Origin of the sequence: Halobaculum limi, from assembly GCF_029490015.1 — an archaeon.
GTDB lineage: Archaea > Halobacteriota > Halobacteria > Halobacteriales > Haloferacaceae > Halobaculum > Halobaculum limi.
The window spans coordinates 2884894-2904682 of record NZ_CP120468.1 but is presented as its reverse complement, the minus strand read 5'-3'; the positions used below and the strand labels follow the sequence as shown (position 1 = coordinate 2904682).

Annotated in this window: 17 protein-coding genes; 10 read left to right on the top strand and 7 right to left on the bottom strand. The window is 67.5% G+C overall.

Annotated elements, in window-relative coordinates; genetic code table 11:
* The first annotated feature begins 30 nt into the window (after positions 1-30).
* Positions 31-507, top strand: coding sequence for a hypothetical protein (locus P0D77_RS14845; protein ID WP_277553888.1), 477 nt, complete (start codon positions 31-33; stop codon positions 505-507).
* A gap of 22 nt (positions 508-529) precedes the next feature.
* Here the strand turns inward: P0D77_RS14845 and leuS are convergent, their stop codons facing one another.
* Positions 530-3184: a leucine--tRNA ligase gene (leuS, locus tag P0D77_RS14840; protein WP_277553887.1), complete on the bottom strand. Its 2655-nt coding sequence runs from the start codon at positions 3182-3184 to the stop codon at positions 530-532.
* 137 nt (positions 3185-3321) lie between these two features.
* Here leuS and P0D77_RS14835 point away from each other — a divergent pair, with 137 nt between their 5' ends.
* Positions 3322-3558, top strand: a complete 237-nt coding sequence (locus tag P0D77_RS14835) for a DUF7535 family protein (RefSeq protein ID WP_277553886.1) — start codon at positions 3322-3324, stop codon at positions 3556-3558.
* Between the two features lie 26 nt (positions 3559-3584).
* Here the strand turns inward: P0D77_RS14835 and P0D77_RS14830 are convergent, their stop codons facing one another.
* Entirely contained in the window at positions 3585-4577 is a 993-nt protein-coding gene (locus tag P0D77_RS14830) for an ornithine cyclodeaminase family protein (protein ID WP_277553885.1), read from the bottom strand.
* Positions 4578-4832: 255 nt separating this feature from the next.
* Here P0D77_RS14830 and P0D77_RS14825 point away from each other — a divergent pair, with 255 nt between their 5' ends.
* Complete coding sequence (locus P0D77_RS14825; protein WP_277553884.1) at positions 4833-5135, top strand: hypothetical protein; 303 nt, start codon at positions 4833-4835, stop codon at positions 5133-5135.
* 218 nt (positions 5136-5353) lie between these two features.
* Here the strand turns inward: P0D77_RS14825 and thsB are convergent, their stop codons facing one another.
* The 3 genes from thsB to P0D77_RS14810 all read right to left on the bottom strand — a co-directional run bounded on the left by thsB (position 5354) and on the right by P0D77_RS14810 (position 7869).
* Positions 5354-6997 (bottom strand): thermosome subunit beta, encoded by a 1644-nt coding sequence (thsB, locus tag P0D77_RS14820; RefSeq protein ID WP_277555814.1) that lies wholly within the window; start codon positions 6995-6997, stop codon positions 5354-5356.
* Positions 6998-7207: 210 nt separating this feature from the next.
* The gene (locus tag P0D77_RS14815; RefSeq protein ID WP_277553883.1) at positions 7208-7633 is read right to left on the bottom strand and encodes a DUF7383 domain-containing protein; all 426 of its coding nucleotides are present in this window, start codon (positions 7631-7633) and stop codon (positions 7208-7210) included.
* Positions 7634-7689: 56 nt separating this feature from the next.
* Positions 7690-7869, bottom strand: a complete 180-nt coding sequence (locus P0D77_RS14810) for a hypothetical protein (protein WP_277553882.1) — start codon at positions 7867-7869, stop codon at positions 7690-7692.
* 81 nt (positions 7870-7950) lie between these two features.
* Here P0D77_RS14810 and P0D77_RS14805 point away from each other — a divergent pair, with 81 nt between their 5' ends.
* The 5 genes from P0D77_RS14805 (at position 7951) to P0D77_RS14785 (ending at position 16334) form a co-directional block, all read left to right on the top strand.
* Positions 7951-10392 (top strand): penicillin acylase family protein, encoded by a 2442-nt coding sequence (locus tag P0D77_RS14805; RefSeq protein ID WP_277553881.1) that lies wholly within the window; start codon positions 7951-7953, stop codon positions 10390-10392.
* A complete protein-coding gene (locus P0D77_RS14800; protein WP_277553880.1) occupies positions 10389-10712 on the top strand; it encodes a hypothetical protein in 324 nt (107 codons plus the stop codon). The genes P0D77_RS14805 and P0D77_RS14800 overlap by 4 nt, the downstream gene beginning before the upstream one ends.
* A gap of 236 nt (positions 10713-10948) precedes the next feature.
* A complete protein-coding gene (gene uvrA / locus P0D77_RS14795) occupies positions 10949-13954 on the top strand; it encodes an excinuclease ABC subunit UvrA (protein ID WP_277553878.1) in 3006 nt (1001 codons plus the stop codon).
* Between the two features lie 66 nt (positions 13955-14020).
* Positions 14021-15022: a WD40/YVTN/BNR-like repeat-containing protein gene (locus tag P0D77_RS14790; RefSeq protein ID WP_277553877.1), complete on the top strand. Its 1002-nt coding sequence runs from the start codon at positions 14021-14023 to the stop codon at positions 15020-15022.
* A gap of 232 nt (positions 15023-15254) precedes the next feature.
* The gene (locus P0D77_RS14785) at positions 15255-16334 is read left to right on the top strand and encodes a geranylgeranyl reductase family protein (RefSeq protein WP_277553876.1); all 1080 of its coding nucleotides are present in this window, start codon (positions 15255-15257) and stop codon (positions 16332-16334) included.
* Between the two features lie 52 nt (positions 16335-16386).
* Here the strand turns inward: P0D77_RS14785 and ygfZ are convergent, their stop codons facing one another.
* Together ygfZ and P0D77_RS14775 are read right to left on the bottom strand one after the other, a co-directional pair.
* Positions 16387-17490: a CAF17-like 4Fe-4S cluster assembly/insertion protein YgfZ gene (gene ygfZ / locus P0D77_RS14780; RefSeq protein WP_277553875.1), complete on the bottom strand. Its 1104-nt coding sequence runs from the start codon at positions 17488-17490 to the stop codon at positions 16387-16389.
* A 93-nt stretch (positions 17491-17583) separates the two neighbouring features.
* Entirely contained in the window at positions 17584-17883 is a 300-nt protein-coding gene (locus tag P0D77_RS14775) for a DUF6432 family protein (RefSeq protein ID WP_277553874.1), read from the bottom strand.
* Positions 17884-18003: 120 nt separating this feature from the next.
* On the opposite strand from P0D77_RS14775, the gene P0D77_RS14770 reads away from it, so the two are divergent.
* Together P0D77_RS14770 and P0D77_RS14765 are read left to right on the top strand one after the other, a co-directional pair.
* Positions 18004-19272: a DUF7093 family protein gene (locus P0D77_RS14770; RefSeq protein WP_277553873.1), complete on the top strand. Its 1269-nt coding sequence runs from the start codon at positions 18004-18006 to the stop codon at positions 19270-19272.
* Positions 19273-19373: 101 nt separating this feature from the next.
* Entirely contained in the window at positions 19374-19757 is a 384-nt protein-coding gene (locus P0D77_RS14765; RefSeq protein WP_277553872.1) for a DUF5611 family protein, read from the top strand.
* The last annotated feature ends 32 nt before the right edge of the window (positions 19758-19789 follow it).

Here is a 19789-nt window from a genome sequence, read left to right as displayed (position 1 = left end):
CCACTTGTCTGTCGCGCCCGTCGCCTCGCTGTGTCTCGTGACCGTCGACCTGGCAACCGACGCGACCGCGCCGTGACGGCCGCGGCGTGGGGACTCACGGTCGCACATCTCGGTGTTGCGCTGTCTGGACTCGCGGCGTTTCTCGGGCTTCCGGGCTGGGAGAGCGGACTCTCCGGCCCGTTCGACGGCCTCGCACTCGCAGCGGCCGTCGCACTCGCGGCGGTCGCGGGCGCGTGGTACGGCGGCACCCCGGCCACACGGACGACCCGCGCGCGTCGTCTCGAAGTCGCGGGCGGCCTCGTCGTTTTCCCGGCAGCGTGGGTCACGCTGCTGGCGGCGTTCGCGCCGCGCGCGATGTTCGGGAGCGTGCCGTTCGTCCTGCTCCCACTGCTTGGAAACGCGTTGCCGACGCTGGCGGTGTACGTCGTCGTCTACGGCTTCGGCCCGTTCGCGGCCGGGCCGGACCCACGTCAGGAGGTCGACCTCGACTGGAACGAACGGAACTGAGGAAAAACGCCTCCAGCGACTGTTACTCGGTGATGTCGATGGCCGGACGGCCCGGTTCGGCCTTGTTCGCCACGTCGTCTGCGGCGTCCTCGGCGGGGAGAATCTCGACGGGTGCATCGAACTCGCGTTCGATGAGCCACGCCGCCGCCTCCAGCGCCTCCCGCTCGCGGGCGGGCGACAGGGTGGACCGCAGCGCCTCACGCTCGGCCTGCAGGTCCTTCGCGTAGTCGGACGCGGCCGAGCCGTGGCGCTGAATCTCCGGCTTCTGCATCAGTTCGCCGACGAGGTTGGGAGCGTCGCTGTCGATGGCGATCTCCAGCGCCTCGTGTTTCCACTCGGGCGCGACGACCACGTCGATGCGCTCGGGGTCGGTGATGTTCGCCACGTCGACGATGTTGCGGACGTCCTCGCGGGTGTTCGCGACCAGTTGGCGGCGGCGCTCGATGTCGGTGGCGTCGCCGTCGGCGGTCGGCCAGTCGGCGTCGACCAGCAGGCCGTCGTCGTCGGTCAGGTCGGCGTACAGTTCCTCGGTCAGGTGCGGCGCGACGGGCGCCAGCAGTTTCAGTGCCACCTCCAGTCCACGCTCAAAGGTGGGGCCGTGGACCTCGTCGACGTACGCGCGGTAACTCCGCAGGGTGCCGACCAGTTGCTGTGCCTCGCGGGTCGCCAGATCGAAGCCCAGGTCGTCGAACTGCTCGGTGGCGACGGCGACGGCCGCCTCCACTTCACTTCGGACGTACGCAGCGGTCGCGTCGTCTGCGCCGTCGGCGTCGCCCGCGTCGAACGAGCGGACGGTGTCGGCCAGTCGACCCAGGAAGCGGTGGGTGGACTTGACGCCCTCCTCCGACCAGTCGAAGGCGGTGTCCGGGCGGGCCGCCTGCATCATGAACAGACGGGCCGTGTCGGCGCCGTACTCGTCGACGATGCGCTGGGGCGAGACGGTGTTACCCTTCGACTTGGACATCTTCTCGCCGTCCAGTTGCACCATCCCCTGCCCCAGCAGGTTCGTGAACGGTTCGCGGTGCTCCAGCATCCCCATGTCCGCGATGGCCTTCGTGGCGAACCGCGCGTACAATAGGTGCATCACGGCGTGTTCGAGGCCGCCGACGTACTGGTCGACGGGCATCCACTCGTTGGCGCGGTCGACGTCGAACGGCGCGTCGTCTAGGTCCGGGGAGACGTACCGCAGGAAGTACCACGAGGAGTCGACGAACGTGTCCATCGTGTCCGTCTCGCGCACCGCGTCGGCGCCGCAGTCGGGGCAAGTAGTGTGCTTCCACTCCTCGGCGGCGTCCAGCGGATTCCCGGTGGTGTTGACGAACTCCGGCAGTTCCACCGGCAGGTCCTCCTCGGGCACCATCACGGGTCCGCAGTCGTCGCAGTGGATGACGGGAATCGGCGTCCCCCAGTAGCGCTGGCGGGAGATGAGCCAGTCGCGCAGGCGGTACTGCGTGTGGAACGCGGCGGAGTCGATGTCGGCGGTCAGTTCCTCGCGCGCATCGGCGCTCGACAGGCCGTCGTACTCGCCGCTGTTGACGAGGACGCCGTCCTCGGTGTACGCGCCCTCGCTGATGTCCGGCGCTTCTGGTTCCTCGTCGCCCTCGGGTTCGGGTGCGACGACGGGGACGATGTCGACGCCCATTCGCTCGGCGAACGCGTGGTCGCGGTCGTCGTGACCGGGCACGCCCATCAGCGCGCCCGTCCCGACGTCCGAGAGGACGAAGTCGGCGACGAAGACGGGCACCTCCGCACCCGTCGCGGGGTTCGTGGCGGTCAGGTCCGTCTCGATGCCGTTGGGGTCGTCGCCGTCGGGGTCTGCCACCTCCTCGACGAAGTGAGCCACGTCGTCGTCCTCGGCGGCCAGTTCTTCGGAGATGGGGTGGTCGGGAGCCAGCGCGAAGAACGTCGCGCCGTAGATGGTGTCCAGGCGGGTGGTGAACGCCGTCACCGAGCCGTGGCCGTCGATAGCGAACTCGACGTGTGAGCCCTCCTGTTTCCCGATCCAGTTGCGCTGCATCTCGCGGACGCTGTCGGGCCACCCCTCCAGGTCGTCGATGTCGGCCAGCAGTTCGTCGGCGTACTCGGTGATGCCCAGCGTCCACTGGTCCAGTTCGCGCTGTTCGACCAGCGTGCCACAGCGCCAGCAGTGTTCGTCCTCGCCTTCGACCTGTTCGTCGGCCAGCACCGTCTCACAGTCGGGACACCAGTTCACCTCCGCAGCACGGCGTTCGACCAGCCCCTCCTCGTGGAACTGCTGGAACAGCCACTGGTTCCACTGATAGTACTCCGGTTCGCAGGTGGTGACCTCCCGGTCCCAGTCGTATCCGAAGCCCATCGACTCCATCTGCCCGCGCATCGTGTCGATGCAGTCCATCGTCCAGTCGCGGGGGTTGGAGTCGCGTTCTTTCGCAGCATTCTCGGCGGGCAAGCCGAACGAGTCCCACCCCATCGGGTGGAGCACGCTGTCCCCGCGCATCCGCCGGTAGCGGGCGTACGCGTCCGTGATGGTGTAGTTGCGGACGTGGCCCATGTGCAGTTTCCCGGACGGGTACGGGAACATTCCCAGCACGTACGTCGGGTCGTCGGCGTCGTCCGGCGTCCGGTAGGCGTCGGCCTCGGCCCACGCCTCCTGCCAGCGTCGTTCGACCGCGGTGTGGTCGTAACCCTCCTCGGACATTTCTTACTTGCTCGTTCGGCCGCTTCGACCCCTATACCTTTCCATCGAACATAGCGTCAGGTGCTAGCATTCTACACGACAGCGCGTCGCCGCCGCTCGGCACAACAGGTATCCTGTCAGCGGTACTATGTGGATGTATGAGTACGGACCTCGACACCACCGACGGCGACGACGCGGGCCTGCTTCGAACCGCCTACCGGACGGTCACACCCGGCTACCAGTCTCGCCCCGACGACGAGATGAACGCCATCGGTTGGGCCATCTTCCTCGGCCTGTTCGCACTACTGCTCCCGTTGCTCCCCTTCCTCGCCATAATTTGGGGCGTGAGCAAGGTGATCGAAGCGATCACTGGCGACGGAGAGACAGAAGAGTAGCGCAGTACGCGGCCGAGACGGGAGAGTCAGTCTGCGAGGCCCAGCAGGTCGAACTCGTAGCCGTTGTCGCGTTCGTTCGCGTGTTCGTACACGACGTGGGCGGCCGCGACGTCTTGGATCGCGAGACCGGTCGAGTCGAAGACGCTGATGCCGTCCTCGGCCGTGCGGCCCTCCTTCTCGCCGACGACGATCTCGCCGATCTGGCCGTAGATGTCGTCGTCCGTGAGGACGCCCGCGTTGTACGGGACGTTGATCTCACCCGAGTGGGTCGTCTGGTCGTAGTCGTCGATGACGAGTTTCGCGTCGAGCAACACCTCGTCGGCGAGTTCGTGTTTCCCCTCGGCGTCGGCACCCATCGCGTTGATGTGGGTGTGGTCGCCGACCGCCTCGCGCGAGACGATTGGGTCTTCGACCGGCGTCACGGTCGAGAGCACGTCGCAGGCGGCGGCCTCCGCGATAGACCCTGCACGGACCTCGAAGCGGTCCTCGAAAGCGTCGATGAAGCGGGCCACGCGCTCCTCGCTCAGGTCGGAGACGACGACCTCCTCGATGTCGCGGACGGTGGAGATGGCCTCCAACTGGGTGTACGCCTGCACGCCCGCGCCGACGATGCCCAGTGAGGAGGCGTCTTCGACCGCGAGGTGATCGGTGGCGACCGCCGCGGCCGCGCCCGTCCGCTTCATCGTCAGTTCCGTCCCGTCGAGGAGGGCGAGTGGGAAGGCGTTCTTCGGGTCCGAGTAGATCATCGTCCCCATCACGGTCGGGAGGTCGTACTGTTCCTCGTTGTCGGTGTGGACGTTGACCCACTTCACGCCCGCGGCGTCCCAGTCGCCCGCGTCGAGGTAGGCGGGCATCGAGCGGAAGTCGCCGTTGTACTCGGGCAGGTCGATGTAGCTCTTGGGCGGCATCTGCGCGTCGCCGCGCTGGTAGGCCGCGAACGCCTCCTCGATGGCGGGCACGAGTTCGTCCATCTCGGCGTTCTCGTGGACGTCGTCGCTGTTGAGCAGGAGCGTCTTCATGCCCGCAAGAATTGCGCGGCGCGATTAGAAGCCTCCGGTACGGTTCGGTGGCTCCCGGTCGTCTTCCCGCCCGCGAATCGCCCGCGCGTGCGTCGGTCGCCGGTCGGACGTATCGCCGGACGTCGGGAGCCGTGGGGCGACTCGGCGACCGACGATTAACCCGGCTTAATCGCGCTTATCGAGGCCCGAAACGGACGAATCCGAGTTTCTCGTCTGCACCCCTCTTTACCACCCAGGCCACACGTCCGAGTGCAGATGAACCGAACCAAACTGCTCGCAATCGGACTCGCAACCCTGTTGGCCGTGACCGGCGTCGCCGCCGCGCAACCGGGGAACGCCCCCGCGGACGCGGGCGGGAACGACGACGCACAGGCCGGTCCGCCGACGGACCTGCCCGAACAGGTGCCGGACTTCGTGAGCCAGATTCACGACCAGATCCGGTCGTTCATCGACGGGAGCGTGGACAACCTCGGCGACGCCGTCTCCGGCATCGCCGGCGGCGAGAACGCGGACAGCGGTGACGAACAGTCCGCCGACAGCGACGACGCTGCGGCGTGATGTGAGGTCGATCTCACTCGCTGACGCGGTCGGCCCTCCGAACTGACGCCTCGTTTTGCGGACACGTCGAAGTGGTCGATAGCCGCGCCGCTCGTCGGTCGTGGCGTCGAAAGAAATCGAGTGTTCGGTCGAACGCGGTGCAGCGGTCGGCTGGTGTGGGTCGTGTGGTCTCGCGGGCTACGCCCGCTCGACTGGAAGAGGTTCCTTCGGAACCTCTCTTACATCGCGCCGCCCATACCGCCCATGCCGCCCATGCCACCCATACCGCCGCCGGGGGCACCGCCTTCCTCGTCGTCGTTGCCGCCGGTGGACAGGTCGCCCGCGGCGATGATGTCGTCGATCTTGAGGACGAGGTTCGCGGCCTCGGTGGCACTCGACAGCGCCTGCTCTTTGGCGTGAGCCGTCTCGACGACGCCGGCTTCGAGAGTGTCTTCGACGTCGCCAGAGAAGACGTTCAGGCCAGCGGTCTTGTCACCGGACTCGTGGGCCGCACGCAGGTCGACCAGCGTGTCGATAGAGTCGAGCCCCGCGTTCTCCGCGAGGACGCGTGGGACGATTTCCAGCGCGTCGGCGAACGCCTCGACAGCGAGCTGTTCGCGCCCCTCGACGGAGTCGGCGTAGTCGCGGAGGCGGGAGGCAAGTTCGACCTCGATGGCACCGCCGCCGGCGACGATTCGGCCGTCGGAGACGGCAGTCGAGACGACGTCGAGGGCGTCCTCGACACCGCGCTCGAGTTCGTCGACGACGTGGTCGGTCGAGCCGCGCAGCAGCAGCGTGACGCCGTGGGCGTCCGCGCCGCCTTCGACGTAGAACAGTTCGTCGGCGTCGTCACGCGACACCGAGCCGTGGCCGAGGTCGGCCTCGGTTGCGGCGTCGAGGTCGGAGACGATGTTCGCGCCGAGGATGTTCTTGAGGAACGTCAGGTCGGACTTCTTGACGCGGCGGGCCGCGAGGATGCCCTCCTTCGCGAGGTAGTGCTGTGCGAGGTCGTCGACGCCCTTCTGACAGAAGACGACGTTCGCGCCGGTCTCTTTGATCTTCTGGACCTTCTGTTTCAGCTGATCTTCCTCCTGATCGAGGAACGACTGGAGCTGATCCGGGGAGTCGATCGAGACCTGCGTGTCGACGTCGGCCTCCTCGATCTCGATGGGGTCGTTGAGGAGGAGGACCTTCGCGTCGTCGACCGCCGAGGGCATGTCGTCGTGGAGCGGGTCCTTGTCGACGACCGCACCCTGCAGGAGTTCGGACTCGCCGGCCGAGCGGCCGGTCTGCGTCTCCATCGCGATGTTCTCCAGGTCGACGACGTTGGAGCCGTCGTCGGCCTCGACGGTGACCTGCTTGACCGCGCGGTAGATGAGGTCCGCGAGGACCTCCTTCTCCAGTTCCGCGCCCTTGCCGGTCATCGAGGTCTCGGCGACCTTCTTGATGAGTTCCTCGTCGTCGGCGTCGACGGACTCCGCGATGTCGTCGACCTCGGCGCGAGCCTGCTCGCTGGCGAGGTGGAAGCCCTTGATGATCGCCGTCGGGTGGATATCCTGCTCGAGGAGGTCCTCGGCGTTCTTGAGGAGTTCACCAGCGATGGCGACGGCCGTCGTCGTGCCGTCTCCGGCCTCGTCTTCCTGTGTCTCGGCGACCTCGACGATCATCTCGGCCGTCGGGTTGTCGATGTCCATCGTCTGGAGGATGGTGACGCCGTCGTTCGTGATGGTGACGTCGCCCATCGAGTCGACGAGCATCTTGTCCATCCCTTTCGGGCCGAGCGTCGAGCGGACGGCCTCCGCGACGGCGCGGGCCGCCGAGATGTTGTATTCCTGCGCGTCCTTGTCCTTCACTCGCTGAGAGTCCTCACCCATAATGATCATGGGCTGACCCTGCATACGTCGCTGACTCATATACGGTCCAAAGTGAGGTTGTGATTCTACATAAAACCTTGGTTCTGGTGTGGGTGCAGTTTCACGATACCCTCGCGAACGAAACGCTGGAAAACGACCGATTCCGGCCGTGTAGTCTGTGTTAACTGATACCAAACAATGGGAAACTCCAGACCGTCCGGAGCCGGTCGCATCGGCTGTTTAAGTACTATCGTCGACCAGTTCCTTCGTCTGAAAGCCATCTACGGGTTCCTTCCAGTGGACACGGACCGTGCCCACGGCGAAGGCGTCGTTCGTGTCGGTGTCGCGTTCGATGGCGAGCGTGTTCGTCCCTTTCTGTAGATCGACGCCGGATATCGTGTCGGTCCACAACTGCCAGCCGTCGTTCGGCGGAACGTCGAACCCGCCCAGTGCCTCCCCATTGATGAGGAACTCGTGGCCGTACTCGGCGACGTCGAACGCCTGGATCTCGAGGTACGCCTCTCGCGGGTCGTCAGTCGTCACCTCGAACTCGTGGTCCGCTGTTCTGTCACCCGCGTCGTCGGCCCACTCAAGGCCCAACGTCGCCGCTTCGGGGCCTAACTGTGCGCCGACGTAGACGGTGGCGTACGTCGCACGTTCGGTCATCGACGCCGTGTTGACGGCGACGTGGCAAAAAGACGGCTCTTCGCGCCAGCCGGGAGCTACTCCGCTTCCTGCGGCGGCGCGGACAACAGGTCGGATCCGGTGTCGTCGGGCGGATACTCCGGAAGCGTGTCGTCGTCTGCGTCGAGCGTATCCACCTCCTGTTCGGCGAGTTGCGCTTCCAGTTGTTCGCGCTTCTTCCGACCCTGACGTTCACGTCCGCGCTTCGTGTCTGGCATTGACAACCGTGACAACAACCCCCACACGTATGAATCTTTCCGCATCTGTAGGCTTATGACATCACGGTCCAGTCCGTTCGTGTGACCGAACGTTCAGGCGATTTCACACGGCGAGGACTGCTCGCGGCCGTGGCCGGGGGCGCGGCCGCTGGCGGCTTCCTCGCACCGGTTCGCGGCTACCTCTCTGCGTTCGCCCCGCTGTCGGGCGGCGCGTGGCGTGCGGCAGACGACGATCCACCCCAGCGAGTGACCAGCGACCACGGCGAGGCGGCGCTCCGATACGACGACGAGGCAGTCCCTCGAATCGAAGCGGACGACGAGGAAGCACTGTCGTTCGCGGTCGGCTACGCGCAGGGCGCAGACCGACTGTTCCAGATGGACCTCCAGCGACGAGTGATGCGTGGAGAACTCTCGGAGGTCGTGGGTGAGGCGACGCTCGCGTCCGACCGCTTCCACACGAAGATGGACTTCGCGGCCGCGGCCGACGCAACGTGGGAACAGGTGCGAGACACCGAGGCTGGTCCCCTCGTCAAGGCGTACTGTGAGGGCGTGAACCGGGCACGGGCCGATCTGCCTCGCCCGCTGGAGTTCGAACTTCTCGACTACGACCCCGACCCGTGGACGCCCGCCGACGTGATGCTCGCGGAGAAACAGATATCCTGGGGGCTCACCGGCAGTTTCCGTACGCTCCGGAAGGAGACGCTCCGCGCAGAACTGGGCGCGGACGCGGCCGAGACCATTCTCCCGAACCGCCTCGGTCACGACGCCGCCATCTTGGGTCACGACGGCGCGACCGACGACTGGCCGGTGCCCGACGGGTCGGCCGCCCGCCCGCCCCGCCAGAGCGGCGACGACGGGAGTTCGGCGTCGGTAGCGACCGACCCGGCGCTCGACCGATGGCTCTCGGGCGTCGAACCGCCCGAGTGGGCCGGATCGAACTCGTGGGCCGTCTCCGGCGACCACACCGCGAGCGGCGACCCCGTGATGGCGAACGACCCGCACCTATCGCTGATGGCGCCGCCGGTGTGGTACGAACAGGTGCTTCGCCACCCCGACTATCAGGTGCGCGGCGTGACGTTCCCGGGCGTTCCGTTCGTCGTCATCGGCGAGAACGACCGCGGCGCGTGGGGCTTCACGAACGCCGGTTGCGACGTCATCGACTTCTACGAGTACGAGACGCGCAACGACGGCTCGGAGTACCGCTACGGCGACCGCTGGCGCTCGTTCGAGGTGGAGACACAGACCATCGATGTCGCGGGCGCGCCCGACCGCGAGGTCGAGGTAAAGAAGTCCGCGCACGGTGCGGTTCTCGACGCGAACTCCGGTGGCGACTCGTTCCGCTCGGAACTCGGCGTCGCGTGGACGGGCCTGTCGGCGACGGGGACGACGAACGCCATTCTCGACTTGAACCGTTCGCGTGGGGCCGACGACGCAGATGCGGCGCTGGAGCGGTTCGACGAACCGACGCAGTGTTTCGTCTACGCCGACCGCGACGGCGAGGTTCGCTACCGCGTCACCGGGAAGGTGCCGATTCGACGCACGGACGGCGAGGCCGTCCGTGGCGACCGGGTGTTCGATGGGTCTGCCCGTGAGGGCGAGTGGGCCGGCTACACGCCGTACGGCGAGTCGTCGTGGGAGGGGTTCATCCCCTTCGAGGAGATGCCGCACGTTGACGACCCCGACTACGTTGGGACGGCGAACCAACGGATCGTCGACGACGAGCAGTACCCGTACTACCTCGCAGAGGACTACAGCGAGCCGTTCCGCGGCATCCGGCTGTGGGACCGTCTCGACGCACTCGTCGACCGCGGCGACGTGACCGCGGCCGACCTCCGTGACCTCCAGCGAGACGTGCGCGACGTGCGCCTCGAACACTTCCGACCAGTCTTGGAGGAAGCCCGCAGCGAACTGTCGGGTGACGCTCGCACCGAACTCGATCGTGTCCTCGACTGGGACGGCGAGGCGGTGCGGGACGCCCGTGCGCCGCTGCTGTTCGTCCACTTCCTCGACGCCTACGAGGGCCGGTTCGTCGCCGACGCCCTCGGTGAGTTGGACGACCGCCGCGACGCCGCCGCGTACGCGCCGACCCAGTGGGTACTCGCGACGCTCGGCGACGAGTGGTTCGACGGGTCGCGGGCGGTGGCAGCCGCCGACGCCTTCGAGAAGGCACTCGCCCGCGTCGACAGCGAGGGCTGGGAGACGTACGGCGACTACAATCGGACGCGGATCGACCACCCGTTCGACCAGTCGTTCCTCAACTACCCGCGGTATCCGACCGACGGGTCGGCGGCGACGCTGTTCAACTTCCGTGTCGAGTCCGGCGCGGGGAGCAGTTGGCGGCAGGTGTGCCCGCAGAACGACACGCCCTCGCAGTGCATCCTCCCCGGCGGCAACGACGGCAACGCGTACGCCGAGTCGTACGACGACCAGTTGCGCCGCTGGGCGAACGGCGAGTTCAAGCCGATGAACCGGGGGATGCGCGGCGAGTTTACCGTGCGGTTCGCCGGAGGTGACGGCGAATGACGGGTGTCGACAGGCGGTCGCGGTGGGCGGCGACAGCGCTGGCCGTGATCGCGGGTCTCGGCCTCGCGTCCGTGCATTGGGTCGGACTCATTGCGGGTGCGGCGCTGGTGGCGCTCCCACAGCGGTCGCTGGGGCGCGGTGTCCTCGTCGGCGTCGTGTTCGGCGTGTTGACGCTCGCGGTGATGGCTTTCGGACTGGTGCTCGCGGGACCCGCTGCAACCGCGACAGCGTCGGCGATGCCGGCACCGCTCGGCGTCGCGGTCGCCGTCGCGGTGGTCGGCGGCGCGGTCGGCGGACTCGTCCGTGGCGTGGTGGGCTGACAGGCGATCCAAGCTCGGAGCAGTCGCTCCCCGCGTCGTCGACGGCGGATCGCACACCCGCGTCCCGTCGACGGCGTCGTTCAGGTCACGGGGGCGTTGGCCGCGGCATCGTATTTGAGGGCTCGTGGGGGAGCGCCGATGACGCGCCCGTTAAGTGGCTCCGACCCCAGGCGATTCGTAATGAGTACAGGAGCCGTGCGTCACCGAACCGCCCCCCGAACGGGAGGTGACGCGTAGTGCCCAAGGAGTTCATCGAGGTCCGCGGCGCCGAGGAGAACAACCTCAAGGACCTCGACGTGGAGATTCCTCGAGAGCAGTTCAACGTCGTCACCGGCCTGTCGGGGTCGGGCAAGTCGTCGCTGGCGTTCGACACCGTCTACGCCGAGGGGCAGCGTCGCTACATCGAGTCGCTGTCGGCGTACGCCCGCAACTTCCTCGGGCAGATGGACAAGCCGCAAGTCGAGAGCGTCGAAGGGCTCTCGCCAGCCATCTCCATCGACCAGAAGAACGCCGCCAACAACCCCCGCTCGACCGTGGGGACGGTCACGGAACTGCACGACTACTTGCGCCTGCTGTACGCCCGCGTCGGCCACCCGCACTGTCCCGAGTGCGGCCGCGAGGTGGGCGAGCAGTCGGCCCAACAGATGGTCCGACGCGTGTTCGAGTTGCCCGAAGGCACCCGCGCGATGATCGCCGCGCCCGTCGTCCGCGACCAGAAGGGCGCGTTCGAGGACCTGTTCGACGAACTGGTCGCCGACGGCTACTCGCGCGTCGAGGTCGACGGCGAGCAGTACGACCTCTCGCTTGACCGGCCGGATCTGGACGAGAACTACGACCACACCGTCGACGTCATCGTCGACCGCGTGAAGGTGCGCGAGGAGGACCGCTCGCGCATCACCGACTCCGTGGAGACAGCGCTCGAGGAGGCCAGCGGCGTCCTGAAGGTCATCCTCCCCGACCCGCCCGCCGACACCGACTTGGGCGGCAACCGTTCGCGCTCGACCGGCGACCTCGCCGGCGAGGGCGACGACCGCCTCGTCGTCGAGTTCTCCGAGGATCTTGCGTGCAACCACTGCGGCATCGACTTCTCGGAGATAGAGACGCGGTCGTTCTCGTTCAACTCCCCGCACGGCGCCTGTCCCGAGTGTGAGGGCATCGGGTCGACGAAGGAGGTCGACGAAGACCTGGTCGTCACGGACCCGTCGAAGCCGATCAAACACGTGTTCGAGCCGTGGAGTTACAACCGCTCGTACTACCGCACACGCCTCGACAACGTCGCCGAGCACTTCGGCGTTGACGTCGAGACGCCGTTCGAGGAGTTGTCCGAGTCCGAGCGACGGCAGTTCCTCTACGGCACCGACCGACAGGTGGAGTTCGAACAGCAGACGCGAAACGGTGTCCGCCGCAAGACCCAGCGGTTCGAGGGCGTCATCCCGAACCTCGAACGCCGCCACGTCGAGACGGACTCCGACCGCACGCGCGAACACATCGAGGAGTTCATGGCCGTCACCACCTGCCCCGCGTGTGAGGGGACGCGCCTGAAACCGCAGTCGCGGTCGGTGTACGTCGACGGCACCGCCATCACCGAAGTCAATCAGCTGTCGATCGGCGACGCCCTCGCCCACTTCGAGGGGATGGAGGAGACGCTCACCGAGCGAGAGCGGACCATCGCCGAGGAGATTCTCAAGGAGATTCGCGCGCGTCTCGGCTTCATGGAGGAGGTTGGCCTGGAGTACCTCACCCTTGACCGCGAGGCGTCCACGCTCTCGGGCGGCGAGAGCCAGCGAATCCGCCTGGCGACGCAGGTCGGCTCCGGGTTGGTTGGGGTGTTGTACGTCCTCGACGAGCCGAGTATCGGCCTCCACCAACGCGACAACGACCGCCTCCTCGACACGCTGGAGGGGCTTCGTGACCTCGGTAACACGCTTCTCGTCGTCGAACACGACGAGGCGACGATGCGCCGCGCGGACAACGTCATCGATATGGGGCCCGGACCGGGCAAACTCGGCGGCGAGGTCGTCGCGCAGGGCGACTACGACGACATCATCGCCACCGAGGAGTCGGTCACGGGCGACTTCCTCGCCGGCCGTGAGGTGGTCGCAGTCCCCGAGACGCGCCGCGGAAGCGACGCCGCACTCACCATCGAGGGCGCGCGACAGCACAATCTCAAAGACGTCGACGTGAATATTCCCGTCGGACAGTTCACCGCCATCACCGGCGTCTCGGGGTCGGGCAAGTCGACGCTGATGCACGACGTGCTCTACAAGGGCCTCGCCCGCGAGATGAACGACAACACCGAGGTCGACCCCGGCGAGCACGACCGCATCACCGGGATGGAGAACATCGAGGGCGTCCGCCTCATCGACCAGTCACCCATCGGTCGCACGCCCCGGTCGAACCCCGCCACCTACACCGACGTCTTCGACTACATCCGCGAACTGTTCGCGGAGACGAAACTCGCCAACCAGCGCGGCTACGACAAGGGTCGCTTCTCGTTCAACGTGAAGGGCGGCCGCTGTGAGGAGTGCGGCGGGCAAGGCACCGTCAAGATCGAGATGAACTTCCTGTCGGACGTCCACGTCCCCTGCGAGGAGTGTGACGGCGCCCGCTACAACGACGAGACGCTCGACGTGACGTACAAGGGCAAGACCATCGCGGACGTCCTCGACATGAGCGTCGGCGAGGCGTACGACTTCTTCGAGTCCCACTCGGGGCTGGAACGTCGCCTCGGTCTCCTGAAAGATGTCGGCCTCGACTACATGCAACTGGGTCAGCCGTCGACGACGCTGTCGGGCGGGGAGGCCCAGCGCGTGAAACTCGCCGAGGAACTCGGGAAGAAGGACGCAGGCGACACGCTGTACCTCCTCGATGAACCGACGACGGGCCTCCACAAGGCCGACGAGCGGAAACTCATCGACGTGCTCCACCGTCTCACCGACAAGGGGAACACGGTCGTCGTCATCGAACACGAACTCGACTTGGTGAAGAACGCCGACCACATCGTTGACCTCGGTCCCGAGGGCGGCGAGGGCGGCGGCGAAGTCGTCGCCGAGGGATCACCCGAGGAAGTAGCACGGGTCGACGACTCCCACACGGGTCGCTACCTCCGCGATTATCTCCCGAAAGTGGACGTCGAGGGACCCCGTAGCGACCGTCGTCTGCCCGAACTGGAGGGGTCGAGCGACGACGGCGATGACGACGGTGAGGGCGACGCGGTCGAAGTCCCGGCGACCGACGACTGACCGGCCCGGCCGACTGTACCGCATCCACGCGCCCGATTTTTGACAGTTCGACGCGAACGACGAGGTATGACCACCGTGTACGCCGCGATGCGTGATCACCTCCTCGTCGTCGACCCCGACGACGAGTCCGCTACCACCACCGAATCGCTCGACGGCCGTTCGATCGAGTGCGTCGCCGTCCACCCCGACACACCCGCCCGCGTATTCGTCGGGACGTTCGAGTCGGGGCTGTGGCGCTCGACCGACGGCGGCGACTCGTTCGACCGGGTCGGCGCGGACGCCATCGACCAAGACGCCGTAATGTCAGCGGCCGTCTCGCCGCACGACCCGGCGGAGGTGTGGGTCGGCACCGAACCCTCGCGGGTCTACCGCTCGACCGACGGCGGCGAGACGTGGACGCATCTCGACGGCCTCGTCGACCTGCCCTCCAGCGACGAGTGGGCGTTTCCGCCGCGCCCGCACACTCACCACGCGCGGTGGATCGAACCCGACCCTTCCGACCCCGACCACTGGTACGTCGCCGTCGAGGCCGGAGCGCTCGTCACCACCCACGACCGCGGCGAGACGTGGGAAGACCGCGTTCCCGACTCTCGGCGCGACACACACTCGATGGTGACCCATCCCGACGCACCCGGCCGGGCGTGGTGCGCCGCGGGCGACGGTTTCGCGGAGACGCGCGACGGCGGCGAGACGTGGAGCCATCCGCAGTCGGGGCTGGACCGGACGTACTGCTGGAGCGTCGCCGTCGACGAGGATGACCCTGACTGCGTCCTCGTCTCGGCGGCACGGGGCGCGTTCGAGGCACACACCGCGGAGCGTGCGGAGACGTACGTGTACCGGCGGGACGGCGACGAGGACTGGGAACGACTCGACGGCAACGGACTCCCGCTTGGAGAGGGCGTCACCCGGCCGGTACTCGCGGCCGGGAACGCCAGAGAGTTCTACGCACTGTCGAATCGTGGGCTGTATCGAACGATGGACGCCGGTGACTCGTGGTCGGAGGTCGCCGTTGCGTGGCCAGACCGTGTCGACGACCAGACTGCTCGTGGGCTGGCAGTCCTGCCGTAGCGTCGCCGCACCCGAGGGTTCATCCCCGATGACGAGGCCAGCGTCCCCGTGACGTAACGAGTTGCCGCGCGACGGTCTGCGGGTGTGAGGTCGACCGCAGGGAGGCCTCGATGCGAACGGTGTGAGCCGTGAGCGTGCGGTCGCCCGTCGCGCGTGTGGAAGCGAGCAGACCGCCTGACAGCCCACGAGCACGACCCACGAGATATATCTCCGTCCACACGAAGCGTGGTGTATGTACGACTTCGTCGTGGTCGGCGTCGGTCCGGCGGGCGCACGCTTCGCTCGCCGGGCCGCCGAGGCCCACTACGACGTGCTCGCGTTGGAGAAGGGGACGGTCGGGGAGCCGTTGGCCTGCTCCGGGCACGTCTCGACCGACGTCTGGGAGTACGTCCCCGGCGACGCCAAGGAGCGACTGCTCCAGAACCGCGTGTACGGCGCGGACTTCCACGTCGGGGGTCCGGACTCGCCGTCGCGTCGCTTCTACAAGCGCGAGGAGATATCGAACGTCATCGACCGCGTCGAACTCGACCGGACGCTCGCCGACGCCGCCCGCGATGCCGGGGCGGACGTGCGCGAGGGACACACCGTCACGTCGGTCGAGGAGCGCCCCGGCTACGTCGAGGTGACCGCGAGCGTCGACGGTGAGGAACGGACGTTCGAGGGACGGATGGTCGCCGGTGCGGACGGCCCCGTCTCGCGGGTCCGACGCCAACTCGACCTCCCCGAACCCGGTGAGAAACTCCACGGCGTCCTCGCGTTCGACGACACTCCCGACCACGGTGACTACGTCGACGTCCACCTCACCGCGCCGCGCTTCTTCGCGTGGCGCATCCCTCGCGGCGATGCGGGCGTCGAGTACGGCCTCGCCGCGCCGCCGGGCCACGAGGTGAACGAGTTGTTCGCTCGACTCACCGATGAGTACGACGTGGAGACGGATCGGTTCTGCTCGGGTGCGATCCCTATCGGTCCGCCCGAGCGGACGACTGCGACGCGGGGATTCCTGCTCGGCGACTCCGCCGCACAGACGAAACCGTTCACCGGCGGCGGCATCCTCTACGGGATGCGCGCGGCCGACGTCGCCGCCGACGTCATCGACCCGCAGGACCCGAACACGCTCCCGCGCTACGAGGAGGGCTGGCGCGAGGAGTTACAGACGGAGATCCGTCTCGGTCACTGGATCCGGCGAGCGTACTCGCTCCCCGAACCGATCCAGCGGGTGGGGTTGTGGGCGCTCTCGGGCGAGATCGGCGTCCACATGGACGAACCGAGTTCGCTGTTCTCCCGGGAACACCTGAAGAAACTGTTCTCGTAGCCGACGGCAACGGTCGCTGCCCGGCCCGTCGTCGCCGTTCGACCCGTCCGGCTTACGTCTGCTCCGTCGCCTCGGGGTACGTCGGAAGCCGCCCGGAGCGCGCGCTCCCCTCGACGAACGGCAATTCCACGCGTTCGGCGGCGACCTCGTCGCCGTCTACCCGAACCGCGAGGTCTGTCGCGTCCGCGTCGAAGTCGAGGTACGCGAGCGCGATGGGGCCGCCGACAGTCGGCGAGTCGACCGCCCGCGTCACTTCGCCCACGGAGGCGTCGCCGTCGAACACGGCAGCGCCTGATTCGGGCAGCGTTTCGGGTCGGAGACCAGTGAGTCGCTTGCTCGGACGACCGCGGTTTTCCACCTTCGAGACGACCTCCTGCCCGACGAAACAGCCCTTCTCGAAGTCGACCGCCGAGCGGACGCCCGCGACGTTCGGCAGGCGACCGCCCAGTTCCGACTCGAACAGCGGCGTCCCCGCTTCGGCGGTGAGGATGTCCCAGGTCGTGTAGCCGAACGGAGCGGCGTTCAGGCCGCGCGTGAGCAGCGTGTCGAACACGCGCTCGGCGTCTTCGGCGGCACAGACGACCTCGTACCCCTCCTCGCCGGTCGGTCCGTCGCTCGCGATGACCGTGACGCCCACGTCGTTCATCCGTCCGCGGACGAACGTTAGCCCCGGTTCGGGCGAGCCTGCGCCGTTGAGGACCGACGCAATCTTCTCGGTCGAGGTGGGCCCGTGGACGCCGAACACGCCGAAGTCCGCGCTGGCATCACGGATGTCGACGTCGTCGATGAATACCTTCCCTTGCCAGTCGTCGACGAGGGGTTCCGCACGGTCCGGCGGCGTGAACAGGAGGAGGCGCTCGCCGGCATTGTACACGAACAGTTCCGTCTCGATGGCTCCCTGTGGGTCGAGCAAGAGGGCGTAACAGCCCTCGCCGTCGGTGCTCGGCACGCGGTTGGTGACGGCGTTGTCGACGAACTCGACGCGGTCGTCGCCCTCGACGACGACGATTCCGTAGCCCATCTCGATGACGCCGACAACGTTGCGGACGGCGCGGGCGGCGCTGTCGGGGCGGCCGTAGTCTGCGACGACCTCTCGGCCGCCGCGTTCGGTGAAGGTCGCACCGTGGTCGGCGTGAACGTCGGCGACGAGACTCATACCAGCGAAGAGAGCCGCGCCGGGCAAAAACTGACCGGATGCGGTGGCCGGCGATACTCCGGGAAAACCAGGCCCGGTCCCGACGCGTTCCGCCTACAGACCGAGTCTGTCCCGGATGACGTCGAGAAGTCCGGGGTCGTCGTCGACGTGGTCGCTGGGGTCGGGGACGACCCGGTCGCTGGGATAGATCAGCACCTGCCCGTCCGCCTGTTGCACGTCGATGAGTCCGGCAGCCTTCAGCGACGAGAGCGCTTGCTCCACCTCGTCGATCGTCGCGTCGACGCCCGACCGCAGTTCCAGTACGGTCATCCCGTCTTCTGCACGCCCGACGAGGGCGTCCAGCACCGCGACTTCGGTCTCGTCTCTGTCGCGGAACTCCGGCGGCACCCTCATAGCCGAACGATCGGTCGGCTTCGGCTTACGTGTACCGGCGTTGCCACCACGGACCACGCGCAGGCCGAGCGTCTGACGCGAGCGAACGCTTTTATGGCGTAAGCCGATTCTGTACGCACAATGGGACTCAGGTGCCTCCTCGGCCACGACTTCAGCGAGCCGAGGACTGAGACGGACCGGGAAGAACGGGGGGACGAGGTCATCACGACCATCACAGAGGTCAAAGAGTGTGCGCGGTGCGGGGAGACACGCGTCGTCTCCGAGAACAAGGAGGTGACCTCGCTCGACCGCTCCGGCGTGTCGAGCGACCCCGCACAGCGTGAGGAGGGTGGAGACGTCCCGTTCGGGACGTCCGAATCCGCCGACGCCACCGATACCGTAGCGCCAGCCGTCACCGACGCCACAGACGTCGGCGACGACGTCGGCGCGGAGGTGATGGACGCGGACTCCACCGACGGAGCTTCGCCCGACACGGCTGCTGCCGACGTCGAGGGTGCGGAAGCGGCGACCGACGCGGCCGCACCGAGCGACGACGACTTCGACCACCCGACTGCGGACCCGGACGAGGCAGCGACCGACGCCGAGGAGGACGCCGAGATCATCGACGGCGAGGGCGCGACCACAGACTCGGCCGACGGCGAGCCAACGGGCCGCGCACACGGCGAGTGGCCCGACGCCGACGCCAATCGGAAAGCGGAGGACGAACCGACCGGGCAGACCGACTGGCCCGACGCCGACGCCCCCGCGGGCGACCACGATGGCGACGACCCGACTGAACCACGCGCACCGGTCGACGAGGAGGCCGAAGACGTCGAGATTCTCGACGACGACCCCGACCCCGAGAGCGCGGCCGCGACCGAAGCGCGAACCGACGTCGTCGCCGACGCCACCAACGCGGACGAAGCAGGCGTGGCGAGCGACCCCGCCGACGAGGACGTGGAGTTCATCGACGGCGACGGCCCGAGCGACTGGCCCGAACAGGACGGCGACGACGAGGGGTACGACGCCGAAGTCGACGACGGCAGCGACGCCGGCGTCTCCGTCGACGGCAACCTCCGCCCGCAGGTCGACGCCGACGTCGCCAGCGAGGAGGATGTCGAGTTCATCGAGGCCGACGCTGACGCCGCGAGCACACCGAGTGGACACGAGCGTGCTACCGGCACGGAGTCGGCTACGTCGGCCGATGCTGCCCCTAGCGACGCGACCGAGTCGACCGCGTCGTCGGGACGGCCCACAGTCGAGTTACAGACGACGGTCGACCGCGTCGAGACGGTGTATGTCTGCCCGGACTGCGGCCTGCGCGAACCGGTCGGCGCGTCGTCGATGCGGGCGGGTGACATCTGCCCGGACTGCAAGCGCGGCTACATCGAAGAGCGCGAACTCGAATAACGCCGGTCGCTCGTCGCTCCCAGCGGCTCCCTTTTGTCAGCGGTTCACGCGCCAGCCTGCCTGACGAAACGTGTTTACCCTCCCCGGGCAAACGGCGACCCATGAAGGAGTACAAGATGCGTCGCGGTGAGCACCTCGAAGACCGGATGCCCGACCTGAAAGCCGAAATCGAGGAGCGATTTGGCCCGGTCAGCGGGACCGAGGAGTTCAACGGTCACGACCTGTACGTCGTCGAGGAACCGACGAACCCGGTGTTCAAGCGTATCGTCGCCGGCGCAGCCTCCTACTCGGGCAAGAAAGACAAACTCGCCGTCCACTTCGAGGAGCGACCCGCCGAAGAGGTCATCGCCGAGGGGAACGCCGACGCCGCCGCCGACGCGGTCGACGCCAAGAACCAGTTCCTACTCGATGCGACCGGCCGCGACGCGAAGTCTCGGCGCGACTCGATGAAGCGGTCCGTCGAAGACGACGCTCCCGACTACTGAGCGACGCGTTCCAGCGAGCGGTCGAGCGCCGA

Bases quoted from the DNA above. Each gene is read 5' to 3' on its own strand.
- leuS (WP_277553887.1), bottom strand. From the start codon at position 3,184: ATGTCCGAGGAGGGTTACGACCACACCGCGGTCGAACGACGCTGGCAG.
- P0D77_RS14835 (WP_277553886.1), top strand. From the start codon at position 3,322: ATGAGTACGGACCTCGACACCACCGACGGCGACGACGCGGGCCTGCTT.
- P0D77_RS14830 (WP_277553885.1), bottom strand. From the start codon at position 4,577: ATGAAGACGCTCCTGCTCAACAGCGACGACGTCCACGAGAACGCCGAG.
- P0D77_RS14825 (WP_277553884.1), top strand. From the start codon at position 4,833: ATGAACCGAACCAAACTGCTCGCAATCGGACTCGCAACCCTGTTGGCC.
- thsB (WP_277555814.1), bottom strand. From the start codon at position 6,997: ATGATCATTATGGGTGAGGACTCTCAGCGAGTGAAGGACAAGGACGCG.
- P0D77_RS14815 (WP_277553883.1), bottom strand. From the start codon at position 7,633: ATGACCGAACGTGCGACGTACGCCACCGTCTACGTCGGCGCACAGTTA.
- P0D77_RS14810 (WP_277553882.1), bottom strand. From the start codon at position 7,869: ATGCCAGACACGAAGCGCGGACGTGAACGTCAGGGTCGGAAGAAGCGC.
- P0D77_RS14800 (WP_277553880.1), top strand. From the start codon at position 10,389: ATGACGGGTGTCGACAGGCGGTCGCGGTGGGCGGCGACAGCGCTGGCC.
- P0D77_RS14790 (WP_277553877.1), top strand. From the start codon at position 14,021: ATGACCACCGTGTACGCCGCGATGCGTGATCACCTCCTCGTCGTCGAC.
- P0D77_RS14785 (WP_277553876.1), top strand. From the start codon at position 15,255: ATGTACGACTTCGTCGTGGTCGGCGTCGGTCCGGCGGGCGCACGCTTC.
- ygfZ (WP_277553875.1), bottom strand. From the start codon at position 17,490: ATGAGTCTCGTCGCCGACGTTCACGCCGACCACGGTGCGACCTTCACC.
- P0D77_RS14775 (WP_277553874.1), bottom strand. From the start codon at position 17,883: ATGAGGGTGCCGCCGGAGTTCCGCGACAGAGACGAGACCGAAGTCGCG.
- P0D77_RS14770 (WP_277553873.1), top strand. From the start codon at position 18,004: ATGGGACTCAGGTGCCTCCTCGGCCACGACTTCAGCGAGCCGAGGACT.
- P0D77_RS14765 (WP_277553872.1), top strand. From the start codon at position 19,374: ATGAAGGAGTACAAGATGCGTCGCGGTGAGCACCTCGAAGACCGGATG.